22 protein-coding genes and 1 tRNA gene are annotated in these 18677 nt (G+C 61.9%); 13 read left to right on the top strand and 10 right to left on the bottom strand.

The window, feature by feature from the left end:
• Positions 1–81 precede the first annotated feature (81 nt).
• The 3 genes from Q0X18_RS02510 to Q0X18_RS02500 all read left to right on the top strand — a co-directional run bounded on the left by Q0X18_RS02510 (position 82) and on the right by Q0X18_RS02500 (position 3154).
• Positions 82–885 (top strand): enoyl-CoA hydratase/isomerase family protein, encoded by an 804-nt coding sequence (locus Q0X18_RS02510; RefSeq protein ID WP_297558107.1) that lies wholly within the window; start codon positions 82–84, stop codon positions 883–885.
• A gap of 118 nt (positions 886–1003) precedes the next feature.
• Positions 1004–1873: a phosphohydrolase gene (locus tag Q0X18_RS02505; RefSeq protein WP_374707519.1), complete on the top strand. Its 870-nt coding sequence runs from the start codon at positions 1004–1006 to the stop codon at positions 1871–1873.
• A 111-nt stretch (positions 1874–1984) separates the two neighbouring features.
• Positions 1985–3154, top strand: a complete 1170-nt coding sequence (locus Q0X18_RS02500) for an LCP family protein (protein ID WP_297558103.1) — start codon at positions 1985–1987, stop codon at positions 3152–3154.
• A gap of 361 nt (positions 3155–3515) precedes the next feature.
• Here the strand turns inward: Q0X18_RS02500 and Q0X18_RS02495 are convergent, their stop codons facing one another.
• Positions 3516–3953: a sigma-70 family RNA polymerase sigma factor gene (locus Q0X18_RS02495; RefSeq protein ID WP_297558100.1), complete on the bottom strand. Its 438-nt coding sequence runs from the start codon at positions 3951–3953 to the stop codon at positions 3516–3518.
• 87 nt (positions 3954–4040) lie between these two features.
• Between Q0X18_RS02495 and trpS the strand changes: the two genes are divergently transcribed.
• Together trpS and Q0X18_RS02485 are read left to right on the top strand one after the other, a co-directional pair.
• Positions 4041–5081: a tryptophan--tRNA ligase gene (trpS, locus tag Q0X18_RS02490; protein WP_297558098.1), complete on the top strand. Its 1041-nt coding sequence runs from the start codon at positions 4041–4043 to the stop codon at positions 5079–5081.
• A 3-nt stretch (positions 5082–5084) separates the two neighbouring features.
• On the top strand, positions 5085–5759 hold the full coding sequence (locus Q0X18_RS02485; RefSeq protein WP_297558096.1) for a chromosome segregation protein ScpA: 675 nt from the start codon (positions 5085–5087) through the stop codon (positions 5757–5759).
• Positions 5760–5850: 91 nt separating this feature from the next.
• Here Q0X18_RS02485 and minE read toward each other — a convergent pair whose 3' ends face one another.
• Both minE and minD read right to left on the bottom strand, forming a co-directional pair.
• A complete protein-coding gene (gene minE / locus Q0X18_RS02480; RefSeq protein WP_297562917.1) occupies positions 5851–6075 on the bottom strand; it encodes a cell division topological specificity factor MinE in 225 nt (74 codons plus the stop codon).
• On the bottom strand, positions 6075–6878 hold the full coding sequence (minD, locus tag Q0X18_RS02475; protein WP_297558093.1) for a septum site-determining protein MinD: 804 nt from the start codon (positions 6876–6878) through the stop codon (positions 6075–6077). Before minD ends, minE begins: the two co-directional genes overlap by 1 nt.
• Positions 6879–7069: 191 nt before the next feature.
• Between minD and Q0X18_RS02470 the strand changes: the two genes are divergently transcribed.
• The 3 genes from Q0X18_RS02470 (at position 7070) to Q0X18_RS02460 (ending at position 9116) form a co-directional block, all read left to right on the top strand.
• Positions 7070–7234 carry a hypothetical protein gene (locus Q0X18_RS02470; RefSeq protein ID WP_297558090.1) on the top strand — a complete coding sequence of 55 codons (165 nt, stop codon included), beginning with the start codon at positions 7070–7072 and terminating at the stop codon, positions 7232–7234.
• Between the two features lie 91 nt (positions 7235–7325).
• A complete protein-coding gene (locus Q0X18_RS02465; protein ID WP_297558088.1) occupies positions 7326–8882 on the top strand; it encodes a methylmalonyl-CoA mutase in 1557 nt (518 codons plus the stop codon).
• 60 nt (positions 8883–8942) lie between these two features.
• Positions 8943–9116, top strand: a complete 174-nt coding sequence (locus Q0X18_RS02460; protein ID WP_297558086.1) for a hypothetical protein — start codon at positions 8943–8945, stop codon at positions 9114–9116.
• Here the strand turns inward: Q0X18_RS02460 and Q0X18_RS02455 are convergent.
• Complete coding sequence (locus Q0X18_RS02455) at positions 9109–9915, bottom strand: IS5 family transposase (protein WP_119342530.1); 807 nt, start codon at positions 9913–9915, stop codon at positions 9109–9111. The genes Q0X18_RS02460 and Q0X18_RS02455 overlap by 8 nt on opposite strands.
• A 104-nt stretch (positions 9916–10019) precedes the next feature.
• Here Q0X18_RS02455 and Q0X18_RS02450 point away from each other — a divergent pair, with 104 nt between their 5' ends.
• Entirely contained in the window at positions 10020–10253 is a 234-nt protein-coding gene (locus tag Q0X18_RS02450; RefSeq protein ID WP_297558083.1) for a hypothetical protein, read from the top strand.
• 4 nt (positions 10254–10257) lie between these two features.
• On the opposite strand, the gene Q0X18_RS02445 is transcribed toward Q0X18_RS02450, so the two are convergent.
• The 4 genes from Q0X18_RS02445 to Q0X18_RS02430 form a co-directional block, all read right to left on the bottom strand.
• Entirely contained in the window at positions 10258–10746 is a 489-nt protein-coding gene (locus Q0X18_RS02445; protein ID WP_297558080.1) for a GNAT family N-acetyltransferase, read from the bottom strand.
• A gap of 8 nt (positions 10747–10754) precedes the next feature.
• Positions 10755–11609 carry a nickel transporter permease gene (gene nikC / locus Q0X18_RS02440; protein WP_297558077.1) on the bottom strand — a complete coding sequence of 285 codons (855 nt, stop codon included), beginning with the start codon at positions 11607–11609 and terminating at the stop codon, positions 10755–10757.
• Positions 11610–11624: 15 nt separating this feature from the next.
• A complete protein-coding gene (locus Q0X18_RS02435; RefSeq protein ID WP_297558074.1) occupies positions 11625–12632 on the bottom strand; it encodes an ABC transporter permease in 1008 nt (335 codons plus the stop codon).
• Positions 12633–12700: 68 nt separating this feature from the next.
• The gene (locus Q0X18_RS02430) at positions 12701–14272 is read right to left on the bottom strand and encodes an ABC transporter substrate-binding protein (protein WP_297558072.1); all 1572 of its coding nucleotides are present in this window, start codon (positions 14270–14272) and stop codon (positions 12701–12703) included.
• Positions 14273–14361: 89 nt separating this feature from the next.
• Between Q0X18_RS02430 and Q0X18_RS02425 the strand changes: the two genes are divergently transcribed.
• A complete protein-coding gene (locus Q0X18_RS02425; protein ID WP_297558069.1) occupies positions 14362–15408 on the top strand; it encodes a chromate transporter in 1047 nt (348 codons plus the stop codon).
• 93 nt (positions 15409–15501) lie between these two features.
• Here Q0X18_RS02425 and Q0X18_RS02420 read toward each other — a convergent pair.
• Together Q0X18_RS02420 and Q0X18_RS02415 are read right to left on the bottom strand one after the other, a co-directional pair.
• A tRNA-Ala gene (locus tag Q0X18_RS02420) sits at positions 15502–15577 on the bottom strand.
• Between the two features lie 37 nt (positions 15578–15614).
• On the bottom strand, positions 15615–15983 hold the full coding sequence (locus Q0X18_RS02415; RefSeq protein WP_297558066.1) for a hypothetical protein: 369 nt from the start codon (positions 15981–15983) through the stop codon (positions 15615–15617).
• A gap of 99 nt (positions 15984–16082) precedes the next feature.
• On the opposite strand from Q0X18_RS02415, the gene Q0X18_RS02410 reads away from it, so the two are divergent.
• From Q0X18_RS02410 to Q0X18_RS02400, 3 genes are all read left to right on the top strand, one after another.
• Positions 16083–17042, top strand: a complete 960-nt coding sequence (locus Q0X18_RS02410) for a nitrilase-related carbon-nitrogen hydrolase (protein ID WP_297558064.1) — start codon at positions 16083–16085, stop codon at positions 17040–17042.
• A 9-nt stretch (positions 17043–17051) separates the two neighbouring features.
• The gene (locus Q0X18_RS02405) at positions 17052–17570 is read left to right on the top strand and encodes an Rrf2 family transcriptional regulator (RefSeq protein WP_297558061.1); all 519 of its coding nucleotides are present in this window, start codon (positions 17052–17054) and stop codon (positions 17568–17570) included.
• Between the two features lie 154 nt (positions 17571–17724).
• A complete protein-coding gene (locus Q0X18_RS02400; protein WP_297558058.1) occupies positions 17725–18585 on the top strand; it encodes a sulfurtransferase in 861 nt (286 codons plus the stop codon).
• The last annotated feature ends 92 nt before the right edge of the window (positions 18586–18677 follow it).

Genomic DNA, 18677 nt, shown 5'->3' with positions numbered 1-18677 from the left:
CGGCTCATCTGGGCTTCTGTTATGCTTGGCCCATGCAGGTGCGGCGCTGTTGCAGCCCAACCATAGAGCATGAGGTGTGTTATGGCAGAAACCTTTGAACTCGAGATGCCCGAATTTGAATACCTGACCTACCGTGTCGAAGACGGGATGGGTATTGTCACCATCAGCCGTCCCCAGGCCCTCAACGCCCTCAACCAAGATTTGCTTATCGAACTGGCCAGCGTAACCGAGGTTATCACCCAAGACCCCGAGGTCAAGGTGGCCATCTTTACCGGAGAGGGCAAGGCTTTTGTAGCGGGAGCCGATATCGCTCAGATTGCCAGCCTGCAGGATGTGTTTGCTGCACGGGAGTTTGCCATTATGGGCCAGTCGGTCTTCAACGAGATTGCGGCCCTGCCAGTGCCCAGCATTGCGGCCATCAACGGATATGCCCTGGGGGGTGGGCTCGAGCTGGCTCTGGCCTGCGACCTACGGGTAGCTAGCCACAAAGCCAAGCTGGGCCTTCCAGAGGTGGGGCTGGGCATCATTCCCGGCTTCGGTGGAACCCAGCGCCTGCCCCGCCTGGTAGGCCGGGGCCGCGCCCTGGATCTCATTTTTACCGGACGGCACGTGCCTGCCGAGGAAGCCCTGAGCCTGGGCCTGGTTAATCGGGTGGGCGAAGATGCCCTGCAAACCGCTAAAGAGCTGGCCGCGGCCATCCTGAAAAACGGCCCGGTGGCCCTGGCTCTGGCCAAGGAAGCGGTAGGGCGGGGCGAGAATCTGGATTTACAGGAAGCCCTCGAGGTCGAAGCCGACTTGTTTGGCCTGGCCTGTGCGACTCAGGACATGCGCGAAGGCACCAAGGCGTTCTTGGAAAAACGCCCTGCGCAGTTCAAGGGGGAGTGATAAAGGAGCAGGTACAAATAGTACAAGCGGAGGAATTCGATATGCACCTGTGGCTTTTATCACGCCTTCCTGAACCTTCAGGCTCTACCATCTGGGTATGGGCGATGGCAGTACGGTCATGAATGAGCGCACGGTTCAGGTTACCCAGCCCAAGGCCAAGCTATACGTCGAGGCCGACCTGGCTATCCGCGAAGGCCTGCAGCGTTACCCCAAGGCACTGTCTGCCTACGAGATGCTCACCGCCGATTCCGAGGCTCGGGGTCACTGGGATATGGCCAACTACATCACCGTGCGCAAGCTGGGCTACAACGACCACGGAAGGGTGCACGCCCTCTTGACTGGCGCGGCCAGCGTAACCATCTTGCAGCTACTGGTCGACCACGGGGTCAAGCCCGATGTGATGGAAAGCGGGGTAGGCGACCTGGACGACACCTTCCTTACGGTATTGCTTTCCACTATGCTCCACGACATTGGCAATCAGGTGCACCGGGTGCGCCACGAGGCGTTTAGCGTGATGCTGGCGATTCCCATCCTGGACAGGATATTAGAGAAAATCTATCGCGACCCCGAACAGCGCATCGAGCTGCGGGCTTTCATGTTGCACTCGATTAACAGTCACGACCTCGAGCCCGAGCCCCTGACCATCGAGGCCGGTATCACCGCGGTAGCCGATGGTACCGATATTACCAAAGGCCGGGGACGCAAAGCCTTTGCCCTGGGCTCGGTGGATATTCACTCGATTAGTGCGCTGGCTGTAGACGAGGTACAGATCCTCAAAGGCGAGCAGGTTCCTGTAGAGATTCGGGTGGTCATGAACAACTCTGCTGGGATCTTTCAGGTCGAAGAAGTGTTGACCAAAAAGGTGCTGCGGAGTCCCATTCGCGATTATGTAACGGTCATTGCCAGCACCCACGACACCGAACACGACCAGCGCATTATCCGTCGGGTGCGTCTGCACGAGACGGAACCCCGCTTTACCCTGGACTGATACCAGCCTGGAAGAGATGTTCATTCAACCGTTCAGTGGCGGCTTTCCATCCCAGCTCGGCCTGAAGTAGCCGCTATTTTCTCACCCTTGGTAGGCTAGACTAGCAAGGATATGCGGCGTGTCGTTCCTTTTCTGGTTCTCTTTCTTCTACTGGGCCTCATCTGGTGGGCCTATCCTTTGCTTCAACCCCTACTGCGCTACGGCACTTTGCCGCGCAACCTCGAGCGCCCCCTGACGGTTCTGGTGTTGGGGGTGGCTCCGGAGTACAAGTATTACCATCAGCGTGCACCTGAGAACTTTCGCGGCCTGTCGGATGTCAATCTGCTGGTTCGGTTTGACCCCTCGTCCAAGCGCGTTGCCGTACTCTCAATTCCAAGGGATGTGTATGTGCCGATTCCCGGCTATGGCTGGTACATCATCAACCACGCCAACAAGTTTGGCGGCCCCGACTTAGCCAAGCAGGTCGTCAGCAACCTGACTGGGGTCGAGATTGACGCCTATCTGGCCGTGAGTGTCGAGGCCATCCGCAATGGGGTAGATGCGTTGGGGGGCGTAACTGTTTGCGTAGAAAAACCTATGAAATATAAGGATACCGCCGCCAAGCTGGATATCGACCTCGAGCCCGGCTGCCAGCTTCTAAACGGTGCACAAGCCGAAGGGTATTTGCGTTTTCGCCACGATGCCCTGGGTGATATTGGCCGTATCCAGCGCCAGCAAAACTTCTTTCATGCTCTAAAGCAGCAAATTCTCACGCCCAGTGGCCTGTTGCGTTTGCCCCAGGCCATTGCCAGCGTGGAGCAAAACATTCGTACCGACCTAACCCGCGAACAGATAGCTGGCCTGATGGGCTTTGCTATACAACAGCCGCAACTGGTCTCCCTCCTAACGCCAGGCCGGTTTGGTCAGGGCTGGGAGGTGGATCAGGCCGAGTTGCAAAAAGTGGTTCAACGCTACTTTGTCAATTCATCGAATACAGCTAAAGCCACCCTGGAAGATTTGCAAGGCCGAGAGGCTGTGGTGCTTTACGCTGCCCCACAGGAAACCGCCGCCATCGAGATGCGGCACAGGTTGCGCGAGCTGGGGCTACGGGTGTTGTTGCGGGAGGTGGAGAGCGTACCACCGCGCAGCGAGGTGCTGGCCAACGGGGCTTCGGAGCTGGCCGAGGTGCTGGGTGAGGTTATCGGATTACCTCCTCGCATATCGGGTGAGGCCGCTTTATATGCCGACCTTACGGTGCGTATTGGGGCCGATTTCGCAAATATCAGCAGGAAAAGCCAGTAGGGCTGGCATATGTAAACAAACCCAGGGGATCGTTTGTTTCAAGCCCAGAGCACACCCCTGGCAGCACTGGGCGAAGAAAATGCTCCTCCTCCAGCAAGCCAGCAAGCGATGATGCCCTCCACCGCGATGACTTCGGCCGGTTTAGCACTGTTCGGCGACGAATTAGCCGAATCTGGTTTGAAAAAAGCGTCTGGCGTTACTCATACCAGCGCTGCGTGTGAGTAGCATATAAAGCACCACTTATACCGCTTCCACTTGAATCCTTCACCTATGACTTCGTCCAACGGTGAAGGATTCAAGCCGACCGAAGGGAATTGCGGGAGCCCAAACGGGGATGTTGAGCTTGAGGATGGACATACCCCTACAGCACCTCGATAACCTCCCGCTCCTCGGGCTCGAGGTGGGCCAGGGCCCTGCGGAGCCGGATGCGATCCAGATGGTGCTCCTCGTCCAGGCCGGGGCCGGGCAGATCGAAGGCCTCGGGCTCCTCCTCGGTGGGCTCGAGGGCCTGGGGACGGGCCTCGAGGCGCCGTAGGTGATCCACCGTGGTGTGGTGGGCTATCGCTAAAAGCCAGGCCCGCGCCGAGGCCCGCCGAGGGTCAAACTCGCGGGCGTTTCTCCAGATCTTGCTAAAAACTTCCTGCACCACATCCTCTTGGCTGGCTGAGTCGAGGCCTAAGCGGCGCGCCAGGCCCAGGAAAGCCCCTGCATAGCGCCGAAAGATCTGCTGCAAGGCGGCCTCTTCTCCTCTGGCCACCAAAGCCAGCAAAGCTTCGTCTGAGAAGGCCTTGAGGCTCATGCTCGGCCTATGTTAGCATAGGTATCTGGCTCGGGTTTTGGTTTTCAAAGGGTGCACGAAGCCCTCCGGCCTGCTATCCTATCCAGCGTGAAACGGGTTTTTTCTGGCTTCCAGCCCACCGGCGACCTGCACATCGGCAACTACCTGGGTGCGATGGTCAACTATATCGCCTTAGGCGAAAAGCTGGGCCAGGACGCCATCTATTGCATTGTGGACTACCACGCCCCCACCAACCCGGCGGCCTACGACAAAGACCTCCTGCGCCAGCGCACCTTCGAGGCGGCGCTGGTGAATATCGCGGCCGGGCTCGACCCCAACAAGGTGATTCTGTTCGTGCAGTCGCACGTGCCCGAGCACACCGAGCTGGCCTGGATTTTCACCACCCAGACCCCCTACGGCGACCTGACCCGCATGACCCAGTTCAAGGACAAAGCCGCCAAGCTCGAGTCGGTGCCGGCGGGGCTTTTGATGTACCCGGTGCTGATGGCCGCCGATATTCTGCTCTACAAAGCCGATACCGTGCCGGTGGGCGACGACCAGACCCAGCACCTCGAGCTCACCCGCGAGATTGCCCGTCGCTGGAACCAGACCTACGGCGAGACCTTCCCCGAACCGGAAATCTACCTGAACCCCCACGCCCCCCGCGTGCCCGGCATCGACGGCAAGGCCAAGATGTCCAAGAGCGTGGGCAACACCATCGGGCTCCTGGAGGACGAGGAGAGCATCTGGGCCAAAATACGCACCATGCCCGACGACCCGGCCCGCATCCGGCTCTCCGACCCCGGCGACCCCGAGCGCAGCGTGGTCTTCAAGTTTCTGCAGTACTTCGCCCCGCCCGAGCTGGTGCAGGTGCTGCGCGAGGAGTACCGCCGGCGGGGTATCGGCACCTTAGTGGTCAAGCAGCTTCTGATGCAGGAGATGATGAAAACCCTGCGGCCCATCCGCGAACGCGCCGAGGAGCTGCGGGCCCACCCCGACCGGGTACTGGGGGCCCTCGAGGAGGGCGCCGCCAAAGCCCGCCGCATCGCCCAGGCCACCATGGAAGAGGTGCGCGACAAGTTTGGGCTGCTCCGGCCCAAAAGCCGGACTTCCGGAACGCCCGCGCCGGTAAAAGTGGCCTCCAAGTAAACCGTGATTACCCTACGCTTCGAGCAATTCAGCGGAACGCCCAGGGAGCTGGCCGAGCAGATACGCAAGGGCAGGATCGTTGCCAAAGACCTGCCGGTGCTGACCCTCACCGAGCAGGCCCTGGCCCAGGTGCAGACCCTGGGGCTTTCCGAGCGGAGCGAGCTGTTGCCCATCCTGGCCGAGCTGGTGCTTTTCAAGCTGCGGGCCTTCGCCAGGCGGCCCGAGGTCGTGCTGGCCGAGGATGAGGAATTCCTCGAGGAGAGCGGCCCGGCTTTCCTCGAGACCCTGGTGGCCCTGGAAGAGGCCATTGCTTTCCTCGAGCAGCGCTCCCGCGAGCGGGCCCGGGTGCTGCCAGTGCCTCCGCCCCCGCTCCCCAAGGACCGTCGCCTGCGCCCCATGCCCCTGCAACTGCTGGTGCGGGCGGTTGAGCCTTTCGCGCGGCGGGCTGAGCTGCACCTCGAGCCCGAGACTTTCGGGCTTAAGGAAGCCTGGGAGCGCATCAAGGGCTTTTTGTGGGGCCTGCGCCGGGCCCTGTTTGGACAACTGCCGCTGCGGGGCTGGAACGAGCAGACCGTGGCCTTTGCCGCCCTTCTGGAAGCCAAAAAGCAGGGCCAGGTGGAGCTACACCAGCAAGAGAATTTCGGGGCGCTCGAGGTCGAGCTCAAAACCACCCACTAGTCGTCCGTTTTCTACTGCCGCCCTGGGGAAATTGTCCAACTGGATGGGGGTATCTGGCTCTCCAGAGCTGCGTCGAGGGCCGCCTGGTTCATTACTTGGAGATCGGCACATCGGCCTGAAGCTTCATTTTGTCGTCAATGGTCTCGACGTGGATTTCCAGGTTTTCCTCATCCGGAAAATACCGCTTCAGCACGGCCAGCAGGTCTTGCTTGAGCTGCTCCACCATACCAGGGCTCAGGTGGGCCCGGTCGTAGGCCAGCACCACCTTGAGGCGTTCTTTCAAGGTGTCCTTGCTTTTGCGCTGCCAGGGCCACATCATCTACCCCCAAACAGCCGCCGCAGGGTGCCCAGAAAACCCGGCGAGTCGTTCAGAGGGGCAAAAGGCACGTCCTCGCCGCGTACCCGCTGGGCAATCTCGACAAAAGCCTTGGCTGCCCCGCTGCCGTTCTTGAGCACCAAGGGCTCCCCCTGGTTGGAGGAGATGAGCACCCCTTCGTCCTCGGGCACGATACCGATGGGCTTGATGCCCAGGATCTCCACCACATCCTCCACCGAGAGCATGTCGCCGCGCTGCACCATCTTGGGGCGCAGCCGGTTGATGACCAAAAAGTTCTCGCGGATTTCGCGGGCTTCCAGCATTCCGATAATCCGGTCAGCATCGCGCACGCTCGAGACCTCCGGGTTCACCACTACCAAAGCCCCCTCGGCAGGAGTAGCAGCAGTCTGGAAGCCTTTCTCGATGCCGGCGGGCGAGTCGATGAGCACCCGGTCGAAGCCCTCCTCTTCTAGCAAGGCTTTCACGATATACCGGAACTTCTCGGGGTCGAGCGCCTCTTTGTCCCGGGTCTGCGAGGCGGCCAGCAGGGCCAGCCCCTCGATGCGCTTGTCGCGGATAAGGGCCTGCCGCAGCTTGCACTTGCCCTCGATCACGTCAATCAGGTCGTAGACCACCCGGCCCTCGAGGCCCATCACCACATCGAGGTTGCGCAGGCCCACATCCACGTCCACCACAGCCACCTTCTCGCCCAACCTGGCCAATGCAGCACCCACGTTGGCCGTGGTGGTGGTCTTCCCTACCCCACCTTTCCCTGATGTCACCACAATTGCACGGGCATTCACGCTCAATCCTCCAAAGATTCAAGCCAGACTGGCTTGGACTGCAAAACGCTGGCCCTAGTATACGGCCAACCGGGCCGGTGTGTCAGGCCGCAGTCAGGGCAGGCCTGGGTACAAAACACACTACCCAGGCCCCTGCTCCCGGCCCGATAGTAGGGGCTGAATGGAACCCCGCGAGGCATTACAATCAAAGTATGTACGACCCCAAAAACCAAGGTACAAAACAGGGGGAACTCAAGCCCGACTGGAAAGATTTTATAGCCCTGGTCATCGCGGCTTACTCCCTTCTGCTCCCCCCGCTCCTGCTAATTTTCGGCGCTGCCGCACTGGTACTGCTGTTCTTTTATGTGGTCTTTTGACCCCGGTCATCGTTTCTGAATCTTTGTCGCCCCGGTTGCGGCTTCAAGGGAAAACCCCCACACGGGGGCCACGTTGTTGAAAGGAGGGCTCATGCCTACCACAGCTGAATATCTGTTCGAATCGCTCCCCGAAGGTTATAAGGAGCGCCTGGGCCGCCCAGGTGAGTATCCCTTTACGCGGGGGGTCTACCCCCGGATGTACACCGACCGCCCCTGGACCATGCGGCAGTACGCCGGTTTTAGCAGCGCCGAGGAGTCCAACGCCCGCTACCGCTACCTGCTTTCGCAGGGCCAGACCGGGCTCTCAGTGGCCTTCGACCTGCCGACCCAGCTCGGCATGGATCCCGACCATCCCCTCAGCGTGGGCGAGGTGGGCAAGGTGGGGGTCTCGATCGCCTGCATCGAGGACATGCGCACCCTGCTGGACAGCATCCCCCTGGATAAGGTCACCACCAGCATGACCATCAACGCGCCCGCCAGCATGCTGCTGGCCCTGTATCTGCTGGTGGCCGAGGAGCAGGGCGTAAGCTGGGATCAGGTGGGCGGCACCATCCAGAACGACATCCTGAAGGAGTACATCGCCCGCGGCACCTACATTTTCCCCCCGGGCCCCTCCATGCGGCTCATTACCGATGTGTTTGCTTTTTGCAGCGAAAAAGTACCCAGGTGGAACACCATCAGCATATCGGGGTATCACATCCGCGAGGCCGGCTCCACCGCCGCACAGGAAATTGCCTTTACGCTCGCCAACGGCAAGGCCTATGTGCAGGCGGCCATAGAGGCCGGGCTGGATGTGGATGCCTTTGCGCCCCGGCTTTCGTTCTTCTTTGCTTCGCATAACGACATCCTCGAGGAGGCCGCCAAGTTCCGCGCAGCCCGGCGCATGTGGGCCCGCATCATGCGCCAGGAGTTCAACGCCAAAGACCCCAAAAGCTGGATGCTGCGCTTCCACACCCAGACCGGCGGCTCCACCCTCACCGCCCAGGAACCCCTGAACAACGTGGTGCGCACCGCTTACCAGGCCCTGGCAGCGGTGCTGGGGGGCACCCAGAGCCTGCACACCAACGCCTACGACGAGGCGCTGGGCCTGCCCACCGAAAAAAGCGCCTTGCTGGCCCTGCGCACCCAGCAGATTCTGGCCTACGAGTCGGGCATCACCCGTGCGGTGGATCCCTTGGGGGGTAGCTTTTACGTGGAGCACCTGACCGATGCGCTCGAGGCCCAGGCGCAGGACTACCTCGATCAGATCGCCAAGCTAGGGGGTGCGGTGGCAGCGGTCGAGGCCGGCTTCTTCCAGCAGGAAATCGAGGAAGCGGCCTGGGAATTCCAGCGCCAGGTGGAAAGCGGCCAGCGGATTATCGTAGGGGTCAACCGCTTCAACAACCCCGACTCCCCCCTCAACGAGCACACCCCCGTGCAAAAAATCAGCGATGCGCTGGCCAATCGCCGCAGAGCCCAGATTCAGGCCTTCCGGGCGGGGCGCGACGGCCAGGCTGCTGCCAATGCCCTCGAGGCCCTGCGAAAAGCCGCCAGGGGCCCGGAGAATCTGATGCCCTATATCCTCGAGGCCTTCCGCCGCCGGGCCACCCTGGGCGAGATTTGCGGCGTGCTGCGCGAGGAGTGGGGCGAGTACCAGCCCTCTTACTAAACCTGCCTTTAGCTGGCCCTCATACCCGAGGCCCCTCCCTTCGAGCCTAATGGTGGAAGGATGGCCTGGCCGAAACTTTGGTGGATGGTGGGGGGGATTGCTGTACTGGCAGCCTCAGGGGTCGGCGGCAGCCTGTGGATGCGCAATCATAAACCCTCCCAGGCTGGGCCCACTGACCCCTACCGCACCTACACCGCCACCGGGCAGGTTATGCACCTAGAGCCTGCTAACTAGCTGTTCGTAAAAGCTCCACAGTTTTCGCTGTCATCAGAATCGAAAAAGCCAACCAGTGCCAACCTCGCAAGGTCTCAGCCAGCCGCTCATAGTCTCGCGCCAGCCTGCGAAACCGGGATGTCCAGGCAAACGAACGTTCCACCACCCAACGCTTCGGCAGCAGCACGAATCCTCGTTTGGCCCCTTCCACCTTGACCACACACAGGGCGATGCCTTCCGCCTCTGCCGCTTGTGCCGCTTCCTCCCCAGTGTAACCCTGATCCACAAAGGCCACTTCCACCTGCTCCCCCGTCACTTCCTGCACCTGTTGACTGAGGGCTCCCACCTGGGCCCGTTCCTGTTCACTGGCCGCCGTTACTACCAGGGCCAGCAGATGCCCCAGGGTATCTACCGCCAGGTGAACTTTGCTTCCCTTGCGTCGTTTGTACCCATCGTATCCGGCCCGCTCCCCACTTTGCGGGGTGGACTGTAGGGTGCGAGCATCGTAGATGGCAGCGCTGGGATGGGCGGCTTTGCCCTGGAGCATTCGCAGGGTCATGCGCAGGTCGTGTACCAGGTCTTCGAAGACCCCCCGGTTCATCCAGCGGTAGGCTTGCGCCTGAACGATATGGGGGGGTGGGAAGTCGTGGGGCAGGTAGTCCCACTGAGCACCGGTTCGAACCATCCAGCGCAGGGCGTTGAACACTTCGCGCAGGTCGTACTTGCGCTGGGGTGCTTCCAGCGGGGCGAGGGTCAAATAGGGCAGCACCAGAGCCCATTCCTCATCACGGACGTCCGATGGGTAAGCACGGCGGTTCATGCTCTAAACATAACTGCAGTGCCTGATTTGGGTAAGGTGGTTTGTAGATTCTAAAAGCCTTGAGGGCCGGGGGTTGTGCAGTGCAGATCAAGCTACACCAATGGGTGTCCTTGAGCGATGGCTTTACCCTGGCCGAGATGCCGCAGCGGGGCCAGCTCTACACCATTGGCGCGACCCCTGAGCAGTGCCTGGCCCTCGAGGTCGCACTGGCCTCGGCAGGGGAGCGTGAAGACCCGGAGAGCCCCCGTCACATCTACTACCAGGCCGGGCAGTGGCAGGGTGGCGAATGGCGCATGCTAGGCAATCCCTCGGCCCCCCGGGGCTGTGGGGGGTTGTAGCCGGCTAAAGCCTTAACTCGTACAGCGCCACGTGCAGGGCGTAGCCCATGCGGGTTACCCGCTTCTCCCCCACACATACAAAACCCAGGCCCTCGTAAAAGCTGCGCAGTTTCGGGCGGTTGAAATCGGTGTCCAGGCGCAGAAAGGCCAAACCTTCGGCCCTGGCCCGCTCCTGGGCCCAGGCCAGCATGGCCGCGGCCACCCCCTGCCCGGCCACCGCCCGCCGCACCGCCACCTTGTGCACGAAGGCCGAGGTGCCCGCCGGAACCTCGGGCCAGAAGAGGGGATCGGCGTGCTGGTAGATGAGGGTGCCAACGGCCTGCCCCTGCCAATAGGCCAGGAACAGTTCCCCCTGCCGGGCCACCGGACGGAGCAGTTCGGGGGTGAGTTCCTCGAGGTGCCAGAGCGTCTCGCCCCGCTCCATCAGCCACCGGGCAGCTTCGCTGAGGATATCGGAAGCCACCGCGGCTTCCTCCACCGAGGCGGGCCGCATCTCCACCCTCAATCCCGCCCCCGGGGATCGAGCACGTCCCGCAGGGCATCGCCCAGCAGGTTGAAGGCCAGCACGGTGAGCAGAATGCCCATGGCCGGCGCGGTGGGGGCCCAGATGGCCTCGGCGATGTAGCTGCGGGTCTCGGAGACCATGGCCCCCCACTCCGGGGTGGGCGGCTGGGCCCCAAAGCCGATAAACGACAGGCCCGCGGCGGTCAGGATGGCCCCACCCACATCGAAGCTGGCCTGCACAAACACCGGCGTGAGGGTGTTGGGCAGCAGGTGGCGCAGCATCAGGCGCCCCTGGGAGGAGCCCAAGGCCCGCGCCGCCTCCACGAACTCCCGCTCCCGCAGGGCCAGCACATTGGCCCGCACCAGCCGGGCGTAGATGGGCCAGCTCACCAGGGCCACTGCAATGATGGTGTTGTTGAGGTTGGGCCCCAGTGCGGCGGCAATAGCCATGGCCAGAATGAGCGAGGGGAAGGCAAAAAAGATATCGGTCACGCGCATCAGCAGGTTGTCCCAGGCCCCGCCTAGGGTACCGGCCAAAAGTCCCACCGCCACCCCAATCAACACCGCCAGAATCACCACGCCAAACCCAACCCGCAGGGAGATACCCGCACCGTGGGCCACCCGAGCCCAGACATCGCGGCCCAGTTGGTCGGTGCCAAGCCAGTGTTCTGCCGAGGGCGGCTGCAGGCGCTGGGCGATGTTCTGGCTGATGGGGTCGGGGGCTATGACCGGTGCCAGCAGGGCCACCAGCACCAGCAAGACCAGCAAGAAAAGTCCGATCAGGCCCCCGGGGTTGCGCAAAAAGCGCCGCAGGGGGCGGGACGGGCGTCCAGCAGGAACTACAGCAGCCATGGATACTCCGTCGGGTTAGGCATAGCGGATGCGAGGGTCGAGAAAGGCATAAAGCAGATCCACAATCAGGTTGATGAGGGCGTACACCAGCCCCACCAGCAGCGTAACCCCCATCACCGCGGGGAAGTCGAGGCTGGTGGCCGACTGGGTCACGTAGCGCCCGATGCCGGGCCAGCTAAAGATGGTCTCGGTTAGCACCGCACCGGAGAGCAGGCCGCCGAGCAGACCCCCCAGCAAGGTGAGCACCGGCAGCGAGGCGTTTTTGAGAGCATGGCGAAAGACCACAGCCCTGCCGGGAACCCCTTTGGCTCGAGCGGTGCGAATGTAGTCCTGCGAGAGCACCTCGAGCATGGTGGCACGGGTCATGCGGGCCAGAATGGCCGCCGAAAACAGACCCAGCACAAACGCCGGCAGCACCAGGTGGCGCAGGGAGTCCAGGAAAGCCCCCCAGTCCCTGGCCAGCAAGGCATCGATGCCCACCATACCGGTAACCCTGGGCGGCGGAAAGGTAAACCCGTCCAGACGCCCCTGCACAGGCAATAAATCGAACTGCCGGGCAAACACGTACTGCAGCAACACCGCCAGAAAAAACACCGGGGTGGCCCCGCCGATGAGGGCCAGGATACGCACCGTAACGTCGGTGGCCTTGTTCTGTCGCAAAGCGGCCAGGATACCGGCGGGCACCCCCAACAACAGGGTCACCAGAAAAGCCGCGACCGAGAGCTCGAGGGTTGCAGGAAAAAACTCCTTCAGGTCTTCAGCCACAGCCCGCTGGGTGCGCAGCGAGTTGCCCAGGTCGCCGGACAGCAGGCGGCCCATGTAAATCAGGTACTGCTGCCAGATGGGCTTATCCAGGCCGTAGCGCTCCCGGAATTCCTTAATCTGCTCCTCGCGGGCGTTGTCGCCCAGGGCAGCAATGGCGGGGTCAATCGGCACCACATTGGCGATAAAGAAGGTGGCAAAGGTGACCCCCCAGACCACAAAAATCACAAAAAAAAGTCGTCGTAAAAGGTAAGGAAACATAACCATGATTTAGGGTTCAGAGCCCAGGGCGTCCTAGGCCGTGCCCTGAGCCCCGAACCCTGGGCTGCTTATGGAAGTTTGCTAATGTTCTCGAAGCGCACCTGGCCCTGGGCGTTGCGCACGTACCCTTCCACCTTGGCCGACAGGCCAATGGGCACCGCTGGCTGGTAGAGCACGGCGTAGGGGCCGTTTTTCAGCACGTAATCGGTGAGAATCCGGTACAGCGCCACCCGCTTGGATGGGTCGGTCTCGAGGGCTGCCTGGTTGGTCAGCCGGATGGCAGTGGGATCGTTCCAGACGTTGCGCCAGGCCAGGCTGCGGGCCTCGAAGTTGGCCCAGGGGGTGGCGTTGCCGTCGGGGTCGGGGAAGTCGGGGCTCCAGCCCACCAGGACCATCTGGTGGTTCTGGGCCCGGTAGGTGCGCAGCACCTCGGCGTTGGCGATGGCCTTGACGTTGGCCTTAAAGCCCCCCTTGGCTAGGTCGGACTGGATTTTAGCAGCAATGTCCGCACAGGGAATGCCCCCACCGCAGATTCCGGTGCTTACCAGCAGTTCGAACTCGAGGCCGTTCGGATACCCCGCCTGGGCCAATAGACGCCGGGCCCTGGCCGGGTCGAAGGTGTAGGGGGTGCGGGGGTCGTAGCCCAGCAGCCCTTTGGGGATGAGGGTCTGGATCTTGGTGCCGTTACCCTGCACCAGCCCGCTCACCAGCTCGTCCTGGTTGATGCTGTAGCGCACCGCATCGCGCACCAGCTTGTTGGCGAAGGGGCTGCCTTCCTTGACGTTCATGCCCAGGTAGTTGAGGCGCAGGCTGTCGGCTTTGAGGGTCTTAAATCGGGGGTTGCCGGCCAGCGCCCGCAGGGCTTCCGGGGTGAGCCCCTCGGCGATGTCAATCTCGCCCGACTCGAGGGCCGTGCGCAACACCGCTGGTTCCTTGATCTCGCGCAGGATGATGCGCTGCAGCTTGGGCTTGATGCGGGCGTTGGGGTTGGCCTCGAGCAACACCTGCGAACCCCGATCCCAGCGCACTAACCGGAAGGGCCCCGAACCAGCTGAGTTGTTGGTGAGCCATTCTTTGCCAAAGTCGTTGCCCTTGGCGTTTTTCTGCACAGTCTCGGAGTCCACAATGCCGCCGATGTTAAAGGTCAGAATCGAAAGGAAAGAGCCCGGCGAGGCGGTTTTGGGCAGGCTCACCACCACCGTGTAGTTGTCCACGGCCTTGGTAGCCCCCGGCTTTAATTGGGCAATTTCGGTGAATAGGAACGAACCCGGCCCCTTAATTGCCAGCGCCCGTTCAAAGGTATAAACCACATCCTTGGCCGTCACCTCGTTGCCGCTGGAGAACTTGCTGCCCCGGCGCAGGCGGAAGGTGATCTCCCAGGTATCCCGGCCCCGGTCTACCTTCCAGCTCTCGGCCAGGCCCGGCTTTAGGGTCGAGAGGTCGGTGCCCTCGTACTTGACCAGGGTCTCGTATAGGTTGTCGGTAACCAGGCCACCGGAAAACTCGTAGGAAACCTGGGGATCCATGGTAATAAGGTCAGACCAGTCCCCACCATAAATAAGGGTCTGGGTGCGGTCCTGGGCTAGGGCACCCCCCAGGCTTAAAGCCGCAATAAGCCCAACTGCTTTTACTAGCCTCATGAAGCCTCCTTTCGATACGTCGCAACAATACCGATAAACACACGGCAGGTCAAGACATTGCAATGACGTACGGGCATATACTGAGCCCGATGCCCTGGCACGTGCTGAAAACCTTCGTCTGGCTGGGTCTGACCGCTTTTGGCGGCCCAGCGGCCCATTTTGCCATTTTCCAGCGCCTTTTGGTCGGGGAAGGTAAATGGGTGAGCAAAGCGCAGTACCTGAAGATGCTGGCCGCCGTCAACCTGATTCCGGGCCCCAACTCCACTGAGACGGCCATGCTTCTGGGCTTTGCCAGAGCGGGCCACTGGGGTCTGCTGCTGGCAGGACTGGGGTTTATCGTTCCAGCGGCAGGGGTCACGCTAGCGCTGGCGGCATTGTACCGGGAGGTGGCCTCGCTGGCTTTAGTACAGGGCGCGTTCCTGGGGCTCAAGCTGGCCGTGGTGGCCCTGATTGCCCAGGCCCTTTGGAATCTGCTGCCCCACCCCAAGAAACAACCCCAAACCTGGATGCTGGCCCTGGCTGGGCTGGTGCTGGCCGGGCTGGGTGTGGTGGAGTGGGCGGTGGTATTGCTGGTGGGTCTACTGGTGGTACTGGGCAGAAGCGCGAGGGTGTTGAGCGTAGAGCCCCTCAGTCTGTTCTGGTTTTTTTTCCTGGTAGGCTCCACTTTGTTCGGCTCGGGCTATGTGTTGATTGGGCTGATGCAGGAGATGGTAAGCCGGGGCTGGCTGGGCTCGAGCGACCTCCTGAATGCCCTGGCCCTGGGTCAGATCACACCGGGGCCCCTGCTAACCACAGCCACGGCGGCAGGCTACCTGGCAGCAGGCATCCCTGGAGCGGTGCTCTCAACCGTTGGCATTTTTTTACCCTCGTTCATATTTACCTTTCTGGTGGCCGGCCTCCTGCACCGCTGGCAGGAGCATCCCATCGCCGAAGCCTTTTTTCAGGGGGCCTCAGGGGCGGCCCTGGGACTCATCGCCTGGGCACTGTGGCTATTGGGACGCGAAACCCTGGTGGGCTGGGCTGAGCTGCTTGCTATATTGCTAGCGCTAGGCCTCCTGCTGCGCCAATTTCCCCCTATTCCCTTACTGGGGCTTTTTGGGCTGGGTGGCGCACTATGGAGAAATGTGTGGGGATAAGCCACCCCCTACCTTGAGGAGCAAACCTGCTTCCAGTTGCTCCAAAAAGCAAAATCCGAAGGTAGACACCCTCGGATACTGAAGGTTTTTGCCTGGTGGAGCCGAGGGGACTCGAACCCCCGACCTCTTGAGTGCGATTCAAGCGCGCTCCCAACTGCGCCACGGCCCCAAGCGTTGTTTAGTGTAGCCGGGAGCCGTTCGGCTGTCTAGCCTTCCCTGACCCGCACCTCGATCCGGCCCCGGCGGTCGCGCACTTCCAGCTTGGCCTTGGCCCGACCTCTGCGGTACTCGGACTTGTAGCGGCCATCACCGGCCTGATATTTGACTCTTGTCCAGCCGCGGGCCACCAGGTCGCGGTGGTGGTGGGCGTACACCTCGGCCGCCCGGTTGCTGCGGTACACCACCACAATCCCCTGGGGTTCAGGCATCCGCTCCACCACCACAAGGCCCGGAACCAGGGCAATGCGGATGTCGGCGCTGATGGTGAGGGTGGGTGGGGGCGGGGCCTCGAGCGTCACCCGGATCTGGGCAAAGGCCATCGAGCATAAAACCAGCAAAATAAGCAAACCACGCATGCCCTTACCCTAACCCCGGGGTATCCGCGGCTGTGTGTGAGGGACGTTAAGGCTTCTTTTATGATCCGCCCGGTACGCGTCTGTAGTAAGGTGGGCGCAATGCGGGTGCATCTGGTTGCGGTACAAACTGAGCTGCACACCCGGCCTTACAGCAGCGCCGAGAGCTTCAGGCAGTATGTGCGGGAGCTGGCTCAAGCCGCCATTCACGGGCTCCCGGAACATGAGCCCCGCCTTGTCGCCTTCCCCGAGGCCTTCGCCCTGCCGCTATTGTTCTGGATGGAGACACCCCGAACCATGCGTGAAGCCAGAACCAGCCTGCAAGCAGCACTGGTGCTGCTACGGGAAGAGTGGCAAGCGGCCCTGGGGCTGGGGGTTTTGAGCCCTGCCGTGTTCTATCATCTGCGGGCCCGGAAGGTCTGGCCGGTGTACGAGCAGGCTTTTCGGGAGGCCGCCCAGGCCGCCAGGGCTTATGTGGTGGCCGGCAGCATCTTCAGTCCCTTCATGGACTGGGAACCCACACGGCAGCTACACGCCCTGGGCCGGCGGGTCTACAACCTATCACTGGTTGTTTCACCCCAGGGTACCATCCTGGGGCGGGTGCCCAAGGTCAACCTCACCGCTCACGAACGCGGGGCTTTTCTGTCAGGGGGATGGCCTGGTAGACAGATCCTAAAAACCCGGCTGGGCCCCATCGCCAACCTGATCTGCCTGGACGCCTTTCACGAAAGCCTGCTCGAGCAGGCCGATGCCGCCGGGGCCTGGCTGGTGGTGCAGCCCTCGGCCAATGCCGCCCGCTGGGACGGCCCCTGGAGCGCCGATCCGAACCAGGTGGAGGGGGAGGTCTGGCTGCGCGAAGGGCTGGCTAAAAAGCTGCAAAACCGGGAGCACCTTCGCTACGGCCTCAACCCCATGCTCAACGGGCAGCTCTACGACCTGTACTTCGAGGGCAGAAGCGGCGTCTACCAGGCCGGTGGCCCGCTGGCCCTGGCCGATCGCGCGGTAGGCGACGCTTTTGTGCGCGCGGTGGTAGAACTGCCGGAGGCGCGGGCGTTGGGCTAAATTGGGGTCATGCGCCTCTCCAAAACCGATATCTACGCCTTCAAAATCCTGGGTTATCTCGGCGCTCAGGCCCCGGATCGCCTTGTTGGAAGCGAGGAACTCAGCAAGGCCACCGGCGTACCGCACACCTACCTGACACGCATTCTGGCCGCCCTGGTAGGCCACCACCTGGTTACTTCCAAAAAGGGCCAGGGTGGGGGGTATGCCCTCCCACGCCCGGCCGAAGAGATCAACCTGCGCGACGTAATTCGGGCCGTGGACGGCCCCATCGCCCCCCTGGCCTGTGTGAGCCTCAACTGGCCCAAGGCTTGCGTGGAGGAAAAGCGCTGCCACGCGCGCAGCGTGGTCTGGCTCAAGGTGCGGGATGCGGCATTGCAAGTTCTAAGCCAGGTGAGCGTGGCCGACCTGGCCGCCGACTTCCGGCAGGGGGTGGACTACACCGAGTGCCTGGGGCATCTGCTGCCCTCGAGCGAGCTTCTTACCCGCCGCGCGGGCAAGAACGGCACCCGCTCGAGGTCGAAGAACTGATTGCTTGATTTGTACACGACCGTTGCAATGAGGGGCGCTTGGGGGTAGGATTCCATTCATAGATTACATTTTTTGTAATCTATGTCAGCGTAACCTTAGACATCTTTGCCCTAAGCTGTTTTGGGTTAACTGATGCAGTGCAAAGGAGGATAAGATGAGCTACGCCAACCCCGACGTACTGGTTTCAACCGACTGGGTGCTGGAAAACCTGAACAACCCCGAGGTGCGCATCCTCGAGGTCAACGAGGACATCCTGCTTTACGACACCGGGCATATTCCTGGCAGCCAAAAAATAGACTGGCAGGCCGACCTCTGGGACGACACCATCCGCGAGTTCATTCAACCCCACGAACTGGCCGCCCTGTTCGAGCGGCTGGGCATCTCCAACGACACCACCATCGTGCTGTACGGGGATAAGAACAACTGGTGGGCGGCCTATGCCTTCTGGTTTTTTAGCTACAACGGCCACCGGAAGCTCAAGCTGATGAACGGAGGGCGCATTAAGTGGATTCAGGAAAACAAACCCCTGACCACCGAGGTGCCCACCTACCCCAAAGGCACGTATACCCCCGGCCAGCGCGACCCCAACCTGCGGGCCTTCCGCAACGAGGTGCTGGCCCACCTGGAAAAGGTGAAGGCTGGCAAGGGCGCCCTGGTAGACGTGCGCAGCCCCGCCGAGTTCACCGGCGAGAAGACCCACATGCCCGAGTACCCCCAGGAAGGGGTGCTGCGCGGCGGCCACATCCCCGGCGCCAAGAGCATCCCCTGGGCCACCACCGTGAACCCCGACGGCACCTTCAAGAGCGCCGAAGAGCTGCGGGCCATTTACGAAAGCAAGGGCATCACCCCCGACAAGGAGGTGATCGCCTACTGCCGTATCGCCGAGCGCAGCAGCCATAGCTGGTTCGTGCTCAAGCACCTGCTGGGCTTCCCCAACGTCAAGAACTACGACGGGAGCTGGACCGAGTGGGGCAATGCGGTGGGGGTGCCCATCGAAAAAGGCCCGGAAAAGTAGCCTGAAGCCCATCAGCACATCCCCTGCCGGAATCCAGCATGGGGATGTTTTGTTTTTACCGATTACATACCATCAGTGAAATCGGGGCTAGA

It is taken from the genome of Meiothermus sp. (assembly GCF_026004075.1).
Classification (GTDB): Bacteria; Deinococcota; Deinococci; order Deinococcales; family Thermaceae; genus Meiothermus.
This window is presented reverse-complemented; position numbering and strand designations above follow the sequence as displayed.

Bases quoted from the DNA above. Each gene is read 5' to 3' on its own strand.
- Q0X18_RS02510 (WP_297558107.1), top strand. From the start codon at position 82: ATGGCAGAAACCTTTGAACTCGAGATGCCCGAATTTGAATACCTGACC.
- Q0X18_RS02505 (WP_374707519.1), top strand. From the start codon at position 1,004: ATGAATGAGCGCACGGTTCAGGTTACCCAGCCCAAGGCCAAGCTATAC.
- Q0X18_RS02500 (WP_297558103.1), top strand. From the start codon at position 1,985: ATGCGGCGTGTCGTTCCTTTTCTGGTTCTCTTTCTTCTACTGGGCCTC.
- Q0X18_RS02495 (WP_297558100.1), bottom strand. From the start codon at position 3,953: ATGAGCCTCAAGGCCTTCTCAGACGAAGCTTTGCTGGCTTTGGTGGCC.
- minE (WP_297562917.1), bottom strand. From the start codon at position 6,075: ATGTGGCCCTGGCAGCGCAAAAGCAAGGACACCTTGAAAGAACGCCTC.
- Q0X18_RS02470 (WP_297558090.1), top strand. From the start codon at position 7,070: ATGTACGACCCCAAAAACCAAGGTACAAAACAGGGGGAACTCAAGCCC.
- Q0X18_RS02465 (WP_297558088.1), top strand. From the start codon at position 7,326: ATGCCTACCACAGCTGAATATCTGTTCGAATCGCTCCCCGAAGGTTAT.
- Q0X18_RS02460 (WP_297558086.1), top strand. From the start codon at position 8,943: ATGGCCTGGCCGAAACTTTGGTGGATGGTGGGGGGGATTGCTGTACTG.
- Q0X18_RS02455 (WP_119342530.1), bottom strand. From the start codon at position 9,915: ATGAACCGCCGTGCTTACCCATCGGACGTCCGTGATGAGGAATGGGCT.
- Q0X18_RS02445 (WP_297558080.1), bottom strand. From the start codon at position 10,746: ATGCGGCCCGCCTCGGTGGAGGAAGCCGCGGTGGCTTCCGATATCCTC.
- nikC (WP_297558077.1), bottom strand. From the start codon at position 11,609: ATGGCTGCTGTAGTTCCTGCTGGACGCCCGTCCCGCCCCCTGCGGCGC.
- Q0X18_RS02435 (WP_297558074.1), bottom strand. From the start codon at position 12,632: ATGTTTCCTTACCTTTTACGACGACTTTTTTTTGTGATTTTTGTGGTC.
- Q0X18_RS02430 (WP_297558072.1), bottom strand. From the start codon at position 14,272: ATGAGGCTAGTAAAAGCAGTTGGGCTTATTGCGGCTTTAAGCCTGGGG.
- Q0X18_RS02425 (WP_297558069.1), top strand. From the start codon at position 14,362: ATGCCCTGGCACGTGCTGAAAACCTTCGTCTGGCTGGGTCTGACCGCT.
- Q0X18_RS02415 (WP_297558066.1), bottom strand. From the start codon at position 15,983: ATGCGTGGTTTGCTTATTTTGCTGGTTTTATGCTCGATGGCCTTTGCC.
- Q0X18_RS02410 (WP_297558064.1), top strand. From the start codon at position 16,083: ATGCGGGTGCATCTGGTTGCGGTACAAACTGAGCTGCACACCCGGCCT.
- Q0X18_RS02405 (WP_297558061.1), top strand. From the start codon at position 17,052: ATGCGCCTCTCCAAAACCGATATCTACGCCTTCAAAATCCTGGGTTAT.
- Q0X18_RS02400 (WP_297558058.1), top strand. From the start codon at position 17,725: ATGAGCTACGCCAACCCCGACGTACTGGTTTCAACCGACTGGGTGCTG.